The organism is Rhodoferax sp., from assembly GCF_028689305.1.
Taxonomy (GTDB): domain Bacteria; phylum Pseudomonadota; class Gammaproteobacteria; order Burkholderiales; family Burkholderiaceae_C; genus Rhodoferax.
This window is the reverse complement of sequence record NZ_JAQTWM010000016.1, coordinates 13,697-26,168: the sequence shown is the minus strand read 5'-3', so window position 1 is coordinate 26,168 and position 12,472 is coordinate 13,697. Positions and strand designations below refer to the sequence as shown.

Below are 12,472 nucleotides of genomic sequence, written 5' to 3'. Positions count from 1 at the left end.
ATCATGGCTGCATCACGCATTTACATCTTCAACGGCTTTGAGCGGCTCTGGCACTGGCTGCAGGCGGCGCTGATCATCACGCTGCTGGTCACCGGCTTTGAAATCCACGGCAGTTACGCCAACCTGGGCTTCAAGACCGCGGTGCAGGTGCACACGCTGGCCGCCTGGTCACTGGTGGGGCTGTGGGTGCTGGCGGTGTTCTGGCACATCACCACCGGCCAGTGGCGCCAGTACATCCTGACCACCGACAAGTTCATGGCGGTGGCCCGGTTCTACTCGGTGGGCATCTTCAAGGGTGAACCCCACCCCTACAAGGTCACGGCGCTGAAAAAACACAACCCGATCCAGCGCATGACCTATCTGGCCATCCTGATCGTGGTCAGCCCGATGATCTGGGTGTCCGGCTGGTTCTACCTGTTCTATGGCAGCTGGCGCGCCTGGGGCCTGGAGCCCTATCTGTCACTGCAATGGGTGGCGTTTTTCCACGTGGCCGCCGCCTTCATGATGCTGGCCTTCCTGGTCAGCCACCTCTACCTGATCACCACCGGCCACACCATGGGCGCCCACCTGAAGGCCATGATCACCGGCTGGGAAACCGTGCACGACGAGCCCGACACCGGGACTGCCGCGAAATAGAGCGGTAGACCACCTTCCCGGGACAGGGCGCAGCCTGCGGGCTGCGCCTTTTTTTGACCCTAACGGCCCGAACGCCGGGCGGCGTCCAGGAGAAAGTCGCGGTATTGGGCCCAGTCTTCGACCGGGCCAAAGTGGGAAAACACCACCACCCCATGTTTGTCCAGCACATAGGTGGTGGGGAACACCTTGGCCAGCTCACGGTCTGGCAGCCGGCCACCGCCCTTGAGCCGGAACCCTGGGTCAGCGGCACTGGAGAAGCCCGAATCAAACAGCGGCAAGGCCAGCCCCTGGGCCTGAGCCCACTGCACCGACACCGCGAACTTTTCCCGCGCCTGCAGCAGCACAAAGGCCACGTCCTTGTTGGCCTTCAGGCTGTCATGCAGCTGCTGCAACTGCGGCATCTCACGCCGGCACGGCCCGCACCAGGAGCCCCAGAAATGCAGCACCAGCACCTTGCCGCGCCAGCCCTGGATACTCTGGCCATCACCCCACAACAGATCGGGAAAACGCTGACCCAGCGCCAGCCCCGGCGGTGCCTTGGCCGCCTGCGCCGCGCTGGCATACGGCCCCCACAAGGACGGCCAGGCCGTCGGGTTGAACACCAGCTGCTGGTCCCTGGCGTAAAGCACACATTTCTGCCGGGTATTGGCCTGGCAGGCCGCCAGGGCGTCGGCCTGGACCTGCGCCACCGACATCAGCTCGGCCTTCCAGCCCCAGGCGCCGCCGGGCGCAATAGCAAAGGCCTTGTGTTCCGGCGCGGCCAGATAGGCCTGGTAAGCCTCCTGCCCGGCGGCGTCCAGATGCGGCACCGGCGCCGCCGCCCAGGCCAGCCGCCCCAGCACCAGCGCCACCAACGGGAAAACATGCCACATGGTTCACTCCCTTACAAATGCTATAAATTGAATAGCTTTGTTGGCTGATTCGATCCGGGTGGGAGACGCTCAGGCCAGCAGGGACATGCCTGCGGCACGGGCCGCCTTGTGATCGAACGTGACCGTCTGCTCACAACCGCAGGCCAAGGCCAGCTGCGCAATCAATACATCGGGCAAATCAACTTTGCTGCCAGGACTCTCGCGCAAATAGCGCAGCGTGGCCTGCACCACGTCCCGCTGATCCACATGAAACTGCACACCCGCCAACAAATCTGCCACGGTATCCAGCAATTCCTGCCGAGTCGCAGCGTACAGGCGCTTGAGCACCCAGCACAACTCCACCAGTACCGCCACACTGATGAAACCGGGCTGCGCCGCCGACAGCTCGGTTTCAATCAGGCGCGTGGCCCTGGCGGCCTGGACAGGGTCGTCCTGCGCCAAGTAGCGCACCAGCACATTGGTGTCCAGACCGATCATGGGTGGGCACCTGCGGCATGGCTTGATGCCAACTCCTGCGCAATCGCCTCGTCCATGTCGGCCACACTGGGAGCAAGCGCCACCCGTCCGGCAAACCGCCCCTTCAGCGCAGACGTGGCATCTGCCAATTTGACCACCTTGAGCACATCACCCTCACGCACAAAATCCAGCCGCACTCCGGCATGCAAACCCAGCGCCTGGCGCAAATCCAAGGGAATAGTCACCTGCCCTTTACTGCTCATCGTGGCGGTTGTCATGGCAAACTCCTTTTCTTACCGTTGGTAAGGATTATAGGAATTTGCGCCGTCGCGGCCTACCAAGTGCTGACCGAAAAGTTGTGGCCACTCAGACCAGCGTCAGCCAGACCAGCAGCAAGGTCAGCAGTGTGACCGGCAGCCCCACGCGGGCATGGGCGCGCCAGTCGATGGCCACGCCGCTTTTCTGCGCCAGGTCCACCACGATCAGGTTGGCAATCGAGCCCACCAGCAGCAGGTTACCGGCAAAGGTGCTGACCAGCGCCAGCATCACCCCGGCCGACATGCCCTGCAGATGCGGCAGCAGCAGCATCACCGCCGGCACATTGGACACCAGATTGGACAGGCCGACCCCGGCCACCAGCAGCGGCCCGGGCTCGTTCAGGTGCACGCCCTGGGCCGCCAGCGCCGCCACCGCCTGTCCTGCCAGCCCGGTGCCGGCAAACGCATGGTTCACCACAAACAGGCCGATGAACAGCACCAGCAGCTCCCAGTCGACAAAACCCATGACATGGGAGGAATGAAAACGCCGGCTCAGCAGCAACACCCCGGCGCCCACCAGCGCCGCCACCTCACGCGGCCAGTCGGTGAACAGAAACACCAGCAGCAGCGCCGTGGCCACGGTCAGGCCCTTGGTGGTTTGCCAGGCATCAAACGGCGGTGTGGGCAGCGGCTCGGCCTCTGGCAGCTGCCCGGGCGCCGCCGCTGCAGTGGCTGCCACGCCAGGCTGCGGCCCCCACACCAGCCAGGCCCACAACAACAGCAGACTCAGCGCCACCGGCAGCCAGGCCTGACGCACATAGGCGCCAAAAGGCAGTTGCAGCACCGAGCCAATCAGCATGTTCTGCGGGTTGCCGATCAGCGTCGCGGCCGAGCCGATGTTGGCGGCGCAGGCCAACCCGAGCAGAAACGGCACCGGGTTGAGCCGACGCTGCTGGCACAGTTGCGCCACCACCGGCGTCATGGCCAGGCAAATGATGTCGTTGGAAAAAATGGCCGACAACAGGCCGGACACGGCAATCAGCGCGCCCAGCAGGCCGCTGCGCCCCAGCGGCAGAGCCGCCACCCGCTGCGTCACCGCGGTGTAAAAACCGCCCAGGCGCATCTGCGCCGACACCACCATGAAGGAAAACAGCAGCAGGATGGTCGGCAGGTCCACCGCCCGCGCGGCGTCTTCGGTGGTAGTGGCGCCCAGGCCGATCACGGCGATCGCCCCCAGCAGTGCCACCCCGGGGCGGTTGAGCTTCAGGCGCGGCAGGCCGCCCAGGATCATGCCGAGGTAGACCAGCACAAAGATGGCCACAATGCCCCAGTCGAGCCGACTGTGCTCAGGCATGGCCAACACCCGGTGGGGCAAGCGACAACGGCATCGACCTCAAACGCAGCGGGCGCCGTCCACCTCGATACACACCCCGCTGATGAACGCGGCCTCGTCACTGGCCAGGTACAGCACGGCATTGGCCACATCCAGCGCGGTGGAAAAACGCCCCAGCGGAATGGTGGCGCGAAAGCGGGCCATCCGCTCCTCGGTCAGCGGGCCACCGGCGAACTCGGTGGACAGCCCGGTTTCGGGGTTGAACACCGGGTTGACACAGTTCACGCGGATGTTGTCCGGCCCGAGTTCAGCGGCCAGGGATTTGGAGGTGGTGATCACCGCGCCCTTGGAGCCGTTGTACCAGGTCAGGCCCGGGCGCGGGCGCACCCCGGCGGTGGAGGCGATGTTGATGAAGCTGCCGCCGCCCTGCGCCCGAAACACCGGCGTGGCATGCACGGTGGCCAGGTAGACGCTTTTGACGTTGACGGCATAACACTTGTCGAACTCGTCCTCGTCAACCTCCAGCGCCGGGCGGTTGCGGTGGGTCCAGCCGGCGTTGTTGACCATCACATCAAGCCGGCCATGACGCTGCACCGCCGCCGCCACCAGCGCCTTGACGTCGGCCGAGCGGGTCACGTCGGCGGCAAAAAACGATGCCACCCCGCCGGCCTGGCTGATCTCGGCCACCACCTGCTCACCCAGGGCTGCGTTGATGTCGTTGACGATCACACTGGCGCCTTCAGCGGCCAGCCGCAGGGCGATGCCCTTGCCAATGCCCTGGCCGGCGCCGGTGACGATGATGGACTTGCCTTTGACTCTCATGGGGTCTCCTTTTGCTATGATTTATAGAGCTATATATGGTTTAAATACGCGGGCTGGAGCCCAATTTTTCTGGCAAAACCTCAACCATGGCGAATCGCCACGGTCTTGAGGGTGGTGAAACCGTGCAGGGCTTCAAACCCCTTTTCGCGGCCATACCCCGACGACTTGACGCCGCCAAACGGCAGTTCCACGCCGCCGCCGGCGCCATAGTTGTTGATGAACACCTGGCCGCTGCGGATACGCCGGGCCATGCGGAACTGGCGCGCCCCGTCGCGGGTCCAGACCCCGGCCACCAGCCCGAACCGGGTGGCGTTGGCCAGCGCCACTGCGTGGTCCTCGTCGTCAAACGCCATGGCGCACAACACCGGGCCGAACACTTCCTCCTGGGCCAGCCGGTGTTGCGGCGGCACGTCGCGCAGCAGCGTGGGGGCCTGGTAGAACCCGGCCTGCGGCGCCTCGTCCACCACCCGGCCCTGCGCCACCATCGGGATGTTGGCCACCTGGGCGTCGCTGAGAAAGTCCCACACCCGCTGCTGCTGGCTCTGGCGGATCAGTGGGCCCAGGTCCAGGTCCATGCTGGCCGGCCCGACGCGCAGTTGCTCAAAGGCCTGGCCCAGACGCGCCAGCAGCGGCTCGTAAATGGCCTGCGCCACCAGCAGACGCGACCCGGCAGAACAGGTTTGCCCGGCGTTTTGCACAATGGCGTTGAGGATGGCCGGCACCGCCGCATCCAGGTCCGCATCGGCAAACACGATCTGCGGGCTCTTGCCGCCCAGCTCCAGCGTCACCGGGCAATGTCGCTGCGCCGCCACCTGCTGGATCAGGGTGCCCACCGACGGGCTGCCGGTGAAGCTGATGTGGTCGATGCCGGGGTGGCGCGCCAGCGCGTCACCGACCTCGTGGCCATACCCGGTCACGATGTTGATCGCCCCGGCCGGAAAACCCACCTCGGCAGCCAGCTGGGCCACCCGCAGCAGCGACAGGCAGGCGTCCTCGGCCGGTTTGACCACACAGGCATTGCCCGCCGCCAGCGCGCCGCCGACACTGCGGCCAAAAATCTGCATCGGGTAATTCCACGGAATGATGTGGCCGGTGACGCCGTGGGGCTCGCGCCAGGTCAAGACGCTGTAACCCTCCAGGTACGGAATGGTGTCGCCGTGCAGCTTGTCACAGGCGCCGGCATAAAACTCGAAATACCGCGCCAGCGCCAGCGCGTCAGCACGCGCCTGTTTGGTCGGTTTGCCGCAGTCACGCTGCTCGATCGCGGTCAGCTCGTCCACGCTGTCGCTGATCCGGGCCGACAGCCGCATCAGCAGGCGGCCACGCTCGGCCGCACTGAATTTGCCCCAGACCGTGTTGAAACACTGGCGGGCTGCCGCCACGGCCTCGTCCACGTCGGCCGCCTGGCTGCGCTGGATCTGGTCGTAGATTTGCCCATCCGAGGGGTCAAGCACGGCCAGGGTCTGGCCGGAAGTGGAGGTCTGTGGCGCGTTGGCAATGAAGTTGAATTGCATGATGGTGACGCTGTGGTGGGGGCAAAAATGGCGCGGGGATGGACGGGACAAATTCTAGGGCGGTGTGACCTTGGTGGGCCGGGCCGGTCAGCGCTTCAGCCAGGGCGTCAGCCAGCCCAGCCCGGCCGAGGTGCCACCGGCCAGCGGGTCGGCGGGACGGTATTCACAGCCGACCCAGCCGCTGTAACCCAGTTCGTCGAGCAGGGCCAACAGATAGGGGTAGTTGATCTCGCCCAGGTCAGGTTCATGGCGCTGCGGCACACCCGCAATCTGCACATGGCCGACCTGGCCGGTGGGCAGGTAGCGGCGCAGCTTCATCGCCAGGTCACCTTCAACAATCTGGCAGTGGTAGAGGTCCATCTGCACCTTCAGGTTGGGCTCGCCCACCGCCGCCAGCACGGCATGGGCCTGGTCCTGGCGGTTGAGGTAAAAGCCGGGAATGTCGCGGGTGTTGATCGGCTCGATCAGCACCGTCACCCCCTGGCGGGCGGCTTCCTGGGCAGCCCAGCGCAGGTTGCCGACGTAGGTGGCGTACAAGGCGTCAAAACTGGCGCCCGCGGGCAGCAGGCCGGCCATCACATGGATACGCGGGCAGTCCAGTGTGGCGGCGTAGGCCAGCGCCTGGGCAAAACCGATGCGAAATTGCGCCTCGCGCCCGGGCAGGCAGGCCAGGCCACGTTCACCGGCATCCCAGTCACCGGGCGGGGCGTTGAACAGCGCTTGCTGCAGGCCATGGGCCTGCAGCCGCGCCGCGATCTCATGCCGGTCAAAAGCGTAGGGGAACAGGTATTCAACGGCCTTGAAGCCGTCGCGGGCGGCGGCTTCAAACCGGTCCAGGAAGGCGTGTTCCTGGTACAGCATGGACAGGTTGGCGGCAAATTGAGGCATGGGCGTCACCAGCGGGCGCCAAAGGTCTGGCGCAGTTCGTCGATTTGGGAGTCGGTCAGCGGCATGGGCGCGTGGGCGCCTTGGCTCAGCAGCCGGGCGGTTTCTTCAAGTTCTTCGAGCGTGGCCATGGCCGCCGTCGGCGAGTCGTGCCAGACGTTGGGGCCCAGGCGTTCGAGCATCACGGCGCGGATCGGGGTACCGGCCTGGCCGTACCGGGTGATGGTCTGCGCCACCAGCACCGCCGCCGCCGGGTCACCGGGGCGGTGGTAGGGGATCACCGGCACATGACCGACTTTCATCACGAAGTAGGGGGTGATCGCCGGTAGCAGTTCACGCGGCCCGGCGCCAACCGGACGCAGCGTCAGCGCCACGCAGTGTTGGCTGTGGGTGTGGATGACACACCGGGTTTGGGCATCAAATTGGCCGCTAGCCCGGTAGATATGGGCATGGAGTGCTATTGTTTTACTAGCTTTATCGCCACTAAGCTGCTGCGCCTGGTCATCCAGCCGGGCCAGCCGCGCGGGGTGCAGGAAACCCAGGCAGGCGTCGGTGGGGGTGATCAGGTAGCCCCCGCCTTCGGACGCCTCCAGCCGCACACTGATGTTGCCGGCCGTGGCGTGGACGTAACCCCGCTCAAACAGGCTGCGGCCCACGCGGCAGATTTCTTCGCGGGCTTCGGATTCGGTCATGCCAGCCTCGCCAGCGCTTTGATAAAAAAGTCGTCGGTGCCGAAGTTGCCGGACTTCAGCGCCAGGTGCAGGCCTGCCGCTGGCGCGGCGTCGGTCTGGGCAAAACACCAGGGCACGCCGGGGTCAATCTGCGGCCCGATCTGCATCTGGCGGATGCCCAGCGCCTGCACGCAGGCGCCGCTGGTTTCGCCACCGGCCACCACCAGCTGGCGCACACCGCGCTGCACCAGCGCCCGGCTGATGGCGGCCAGGGTGGTTTCGACCAGCGCACCAGCGGCCGCCACCCCCAGCTGCCCCTGCACCGCCTTCACCGCCGCCGGGTCGGCTGAGGAATAGATCAGCACCGGCCCCTGGCCCAGCAGGGGTTCGGCCCAGGCCATGGCGTCGGCCACCACATCCGCCCCGGCGGCCTGCCGGGCGGCAATGTGCAGCGGGTCCAGGGCCAGCGCCGGGCGGCCGCTCTGGATGAAGGCCGCCACCTGCCGATTGGTGGCCTGGGAACAGCTGCCCGACACCACCGCCTGCCAGCCGCTGGGCGCGGGCAAGGCGCTGGCCTGGTCCGACGGGGTGATGCCAAAGTTGGCCGGCAGGCCAATGGCCACACCGGAACCGGCGGTCACCAGCGGCAGGTCTTTGAGCGCCGGCCCCAGGCGCAGCAGGTCAGCGTTGCTGATGGCGTCCACCACCGCCAGCCCGACGCCCTGGGCGCGCAAGGCGGCGATGCGGGCCCGAATGGCCGCCTCACCCTGCGCCACCACCTGGTAGTCGATCAGCCCGACCTGGCGCTGGCACTGGGCCTGCAACACCCGCACCAGATTGGCGTCCTGCATCGGGGTGAGCGGGTGGTGCTGCATGCCGCTCTCGTTGAGCAGCATGTCGCCGACAAACAGATGGCCCTTGAACACGGTGCGCTGGTTGTCCGGGAACGCCGGGGTGGCGATGGTGAAGTCGCCGCCCGGCACATCGGCCAGGGCGTCCAGCAGCGCCTCGGCCACCGGACCGATGTTGCCCTGCGCGGTGGAATCAAAGGTGGAGCAGTATTTGAAATAAATCTGGCCCGCACCCTGCGCCCGCAGCCAGTGCAAGGCCGCCAGCGACTGCGCCACCGCCTCGGGCGCTGGCACGGTGCGTGATTTCAGCGCCACCACCACGGCGTCGGCGGCCACCGCCAGCGGCTGGCTGGGCACCCCGATGACCTGCACCACGCGCATGCCTGCGCGCACCAGGTTGTTGGCCAGGTCGGTGGCGCCGGTGAAGTCGTCGGCAATACAACCGAGCCGGACCTGGGCTCCGGCATGAGAACCGTGCTGCGCGTGGCTCATGGTTTTTGCGGCAACTCGATGCCGGGGAAGATCTTGATGACGGCGCTGTCGTCCTCGCGCGCGAAACCCGCCGTCGACGCTTGCATGAACATCTGATGCGCGGTGCTGGACAGCGGCAGCGGAAACTTGCTGGCGCGCGCCACGTCCAGCACCAACCCCAGGTCCTTGACAAAAATGTCCACCGCCGACAACGGGGTGTAGTCGCCGCTGAGCACATGGGCCATGCGGTTTTCGAACATCCAGCTGTTGCCAGCGCTGTGGGTGATCACCTCATACAGGGCGTGGGCGTCCACCCCTTCGCGCAGGCCCAGCGCCATGGCCTCGGCGGCGGCGGCAATGTGCACCCCGGCCAGCAGCTGGTTGATGATTTTGACCTTGCTGCCCGCGCCAGCCCGGTCGCCCAGGCGGTAGACCTTGGCAGCCATGGCGTCAAGCAGGTCGCCCACGGCGGCGTAGGCCTCGGGCCGGGCGGCGGTCATCATGGTCATCTGGCCGCTGGCGGCCTTGGCGGCGCCGCCGGAGATGGGGGCGTCGATGTAGAGGATGCCGCGTTCGGCCAGGCGCGCTTCCAGGGCCATGGACCAGTTCGGATCAACTGTGGAGCACATCACAAACACACTGCCAGGCGCCATGGCCGCAGCGCAGCCGTCGGGGCCAAACAGCGCGGTTTCTGTCTGGGCGGCATTGACCACCACCGACACAATGACCTGGCACTGCGCCGCCAGGTCAGCGGGCGACGCGCAGGCCACCCCGCCCTCGGCGGCAAACGCCTGCGCCACCTCGGAGCGCACATCACACACATGCACCTGGCAGCCATGGCGGCGCAGTGACCCTGCCATGCCATGGCCCATGGCTCCCAAACCAATCACACCGACCTTGGACGTCATCGTCTGCTTCCTTTATTGCGTGTCACTCGTGCTACCGCACCGGGGGTTGATGGCCACCCAGCGTCCGGGTTTGAAAATGATTTTATATGGTTGTCATACAACTTTGATCTGGATCGACCACCTCTTTCTGTGACCTGCACCTCAGCGTTTGAGCGGCAACCCTGACACCAGCGGATGCGCCAGCTGCACCCCGGCCTGCTGCCAGAAGGCCGGGTCGGCCTGCTCGATGCGCCGGATGGCGTTGTCCATGTGGCGGGCAGCGGCCTGGCGCGCCGCTGCCGCGTCACCGGCCTCAATGGCCTGCAAAATGGCCGCGTGTTCATCACACACCTGACCGGCAAAGTCGGTGCGGCGCGCCTCGTTGGCACGGGTCACCCGGGTCGCGCCGCTCAGGAACTGACCCAGGTATTCCAGCGTACCGATCAGAAAGGGGTTGCGCGCGGCCTCGGCAATGGCGCGGTGGTACTGCACGTCTTCATCGACCCCGTCACCGCCGGCCTGCACCGCCCTGGTCAGCAAGCTGATGCACTTGCGGATACGCCTGACGTCGGCCTGGGTGCGCCGCTGCGCCGCCAGCGCCGCCACCTCGGCTTCCAGGCCGCGGCGCACCTCCACCATCTGGATCACCGCTTGCTTGGACACCACCGAGCTGGCATCAAAATTGAGCGGCGAAAAACCCTGTTCCCTCACATAGACACCGCTGCCCTGGCGCGAGTCCACCAGGCCCAGCGACTTGAGCCGCGACATGGCCTCACGCACCACCGTGCGGCTTACCGAGAACTGCGCCACCAGCACCGCCTCGGTGGGCAGCTTGTCACCCACCGCCAGCCGGCCAGCCCGGATCTCGGCAGCCAGCACATCGGCCACCTGGTCCGACAGGTAGGCGCCGGGTGTGATGGGTTTGAACTGTGCCGTCATGGGCTGCCCGTTGAACCGTCGCCTATTTGGCGTAAACCAGGTCGCGCAGACCGAGCGACAGGCCCGGCACGTAGGTGACCACCATCAGGCAGGCCAGAATCACCAGCACAAACGGGATCAGGTCCTTGATCATGCGGTCCAGCGAGATACGCGCCACCGTGCAGGCGGCAAACAGGTTGACACCAAACGGCGGCGTGATCATGCCCAGCGCCAGATTCACCACCATGACCAGGCCAAACTGCACCGGGTCAATGCCAAAGTGTTGCGCCACCGGCGCCAGGATCGGCGCCAGCACAATGATGGCGGCGCTGGTTTCGATGAACATGCCAATCAGAAAAAGTGCGGCATTGACCCCCAGCAGGAAATAGGCCGGCGACTTCAACACGTCTTGCAGCCACAGGCCGATGGCTTCGGGCACACCGGCCCGGGTGATCAAAAAGGCAAACAGGCCGGCATTGGCAATGATGAACATGATCACCGCCGAGGACAACACCGATTTGCGCAGGATGGTGTAGAGGTCCGTCAGCTTGATTTCGCGGTACACCAGCAGGCCGACCACCAGCGCGTAAAACACCGCCACGGCCGAGGCCTCGGTCGGGGTGAACACCCCGCCATAGATGCCGCCCAGGATGATGACCGGCATCAGCAGCGCCCAGCCGGCGTTCAAGGTGGCTTTGCCGACCGACAAGCGGCCCTCGCCGTCATTCTTGCCCCAGCCTTTGATGCGGCAATAGACCCAGACAAAGGCCATCAGCGCCAGACCAATCAGAAGGCCCGGGCCAAAGCCGGCAATGAACAGCTCCCCAATCGACACTTCGGCGCTGACACCGTACAGAATCATCGGGATCGATGGCGGAATGATCACCCCCAGCTCGGCGCTGGTGGCCTGCAGGGCCGCGGCCCAGGTGGTGGGGTAGCCGTGTTTGATGAGGGCCGGGATCAGGATGGTGCCAATGGCAAAGGTGGTGGCCACCGACGAGCCCGACACCGCCGCGAAAATCATGCAGGTCAACACACAGGTCATGGGCAGGCCACCCTGCACGCCACCGACCAGGCTCTTGGCAAACTCGACCAGGCGGCGCGAGATCCCGCCGGTTTCCATGATGTTGCCGGCCAGGATGAAAAACGGAATGGCCGCCAATGGGAACTTGTTGATGGCATTGAACATCTCCTTGACGGAGATCAGCATGTTGGCCTGCGCCACCTGGATGCCCAGGATGGAGGCCAGGCCGATGGACACCGCCACCGACACGGTGAGGGCAAAACACAGCACCATGGTGCTTAACATGGCAGCGGTCATTGCGCAGTCTCCAGTTCAAGGCGTTGGGTGTCGAGCAGGTTGCCGATGATCCCGATCATGCTGAGCAGGCCACCGACCGGCAGGGCCAGATAGGCCCAGAACATCGACATACTCTCCAGCCCGCTCATGGTCTGGACCTTGCCGCGGTTGGCGTAGTCCCAGCCCCACCAGACGATGACGGCAATCAGGCTCAGGGCGGCCAGGCACACCACCCAGTCCAGCAGCCGGCGCAGGCGCGCCGGACTCCAGCGGTAGAGCACGTCCACGCTGACCATGGCGCCCTGGCGAAACGCCGTCGGAATACCCAAAAACACCATCCAGATCAAACTGAAACGGATCAGCACTTCGGTCCATTCCGCCGGGGTTTCCAGGACAAAACGGGTGACGATCTGAAACACGCCCAGACCGGCCGCCAGCGCCAGCATGGCACAGGCGGCGAGCATGGACAGGCCGCTCGTCAGACGCTCCAGCCTGAGGAACTTGTCTCTCATGGCAATCACCATCCAAATGAAAAAAGGGGATAAAAAAAGCGCCCGAAAACTGCTGATTTCCGGGCGCGTGGCGCGCAACAGCGCGGA

Annotated in this window: 14 protein-coding genes; 1 reads left to right on the top strand and 13 read right to left on the bottom strand. The window is 65.6% G+C overall.

The genetic code is table 11. The features are described from left to right. Window positions 1-3 precede the first annotated feature (3 nt). Window positions 4-636 carry a cytochrome b/b6 domain-containing protein gene (locus PHW99_RS05400; protein ID WP_300174529.1) on the top strand — a complete coding sequence of 211 codons (633 nt, stop codon included), beginning with the start codon at window positions 4-6 and terminating at the stop codon, window positions 634-636. A 59-nt stretch (window positions 637-695) separates the two neighbouring features. On the opposite strand, the gene PHW99_RS05395 is transcribed toward PHW99_RS05400, so the two are convergent. The 13 genes from PHW99_RS05395 to PHW99_RS05335 all read right to left on the bottom strand — a co-directional run bounded on the left by PHW99_RS05395 (window position 696) and on the right by PHW99_RS05335 (window position 12,385). Beyond that, window positions 696-1,508 carry a TlpA disulfide reductase family protein gene (locus PHW99_RS05395; RefSeq protein ID WP_300174527.1) on the bottom strand — a complete coding sequence of 271 codons (813 nt, stop codon included), beginning with the start codon at window positions 1,506-1,508 and terminating at the stop codon, window positions 696-698. Between the two features lie 69 nt (window positions 1,509-1,577). Next, entirely contained in the window at window positions 1,578-1,985 is a 408-nt protein-coding gene (locus PHW99_RS05390; protein ID WP_300174525.1) for a PIN domain-containing protein, read from the bottom strand. After that, window positions 1,982-2,242 (bottom strand): AbrB/MazE/SpoVT family DNA-binding domain-containing protein, encoded by a 261-nt coding sequence (locus PHW99_RS05385; RefSeq protein ID WP_300174523.1) that lies wholly within the window; start codon window positions 2,240-2,242, stop codon window positions 1,982-1,984. Before PHW99_RS05385 ends, PHW99_RS05390 begins: the two co-directional genes overlap by 4 nt. Before the next feature lie 88 nt (window positions 2,243-2,330). Then, window positions 2,331-3,575 (bottom strand): anion transporter, encoded by a 1,245-nt coding sequence (locus PHW99_RS05380; RefSeq protein WP_300174521.1) that lies wholly within the window; start codon window positions 3,573-3,575, stop codon window positions 2,331-2,333. Between the two features lie 39 nt (window positions 3,576-3,614). Continuing rightward, window positions 3,615-4,376, bottom strand: a complete 762-nt coding sequence (locus PHW99_RS05375) for an SDR family oxidoreductase (protein ID WP_300174519.1) — start codon at window positions 4,374-4,376, stop codon at window positions 3,615-3,617. A gap of 80 nt (window positions 4,377-4,456) precedes the next feature. Beyond that, window positions 4,457-5,890, bottom strand: coding sequence for an aldehyde dehydrogenase family protein (locus PHW99_RS05370; RefSeq protein WP_300174517.1), 1,434 nt, complete (start codon window positions 5,888-5,890; stop codon window positions 4,457-4,459). 87 nt (window positions 5,891-5,977) lie between these two features. Beyond that, window positions 5,978-6,778 (bottom strand): 2-oxo-tetronate isomerase, encoded by an 801-nt coding sequence (gene otnI / locus PHW99_RS05365; protein WP_300174516.1) that lies wholly within the window; start codon window positions 6,776-6,778, stop codon window positions 5,978-5,980. Window positions 6,779-6,783: 5 nt separating this feature from the next. Further along, window positions 6,784-7,467, bottom strand: a complete 684-nt coding sequence (locus PHW99_RS05360; protein ID WP_300174515.1) for an aldolase — start codon at window positions 7,465-7,467, stop codon at window positions 6,784-6,786. After that, a complete protein-coding gene (gene otnK / locus PHW99_RS05355) occupies window positions 7,464-8,789 on the bottom strand; it encodes a 3-oxo-tetronate kinase (RefSeq protein WP_300174514.1) in 1,326 nt (441 codons plus the stop codon). Before otnK ends, PHW99_RS05360 begins: the two co-directional genes overlap by 4 nt. Continuing rightward, entirely contained in the window at window positions 8,786-9,676 is an 891-nt protein-coding gene (ltnD, locus tag PHW99_RS05350; protein WP_300174513.1) for an L-threonate dehydrogenase, read from the bottom strand. The genes otnK and ltnD overlap by 4 nt, the downstream gene beginning before the upstream one ends. 141 nt (window positions 9,677-9,817) lie before the next feature. Further along, window positions 9,818-10,594: a FadR/GntR family transcriptional regulator gene (locus PHW99_RS05345; protein ID WP_300174512.1), complete on the bottom strand. Its 777-nt coding sequence runs from the start codon at window positions 10,592-10,594 to the stop codon at window positions 9,818-9,820. Between the two features lie 22 nt (window positions 10,595-10,616). Next, complete coding sequence (locus PHW99_RS05340; RefSeq protein WP_300174511.1) at window positions 10,617-11,894, bottom strand: TRAP transporter large permease; 1,278 nt, start codon at window positions 11,892-11,894, stop codon at window positions 10,617-10,619. Then, window positions 11,891-12,385, bottom strand: coding sequence for a TRAP transporter small permease (locus PHW99_RS05335; protein WP_300174510.1), 495 nt, complete (start codon window positions 12,383-12,385; stop codon window positions 11,891-11,893). Before PHW99_RS05335 ends, PHW99_RS05340 begins: the two co-directional genes overlap by 4 nt. Window positions 12,386-12,472 lie beyond the last annotated feature (87 nt).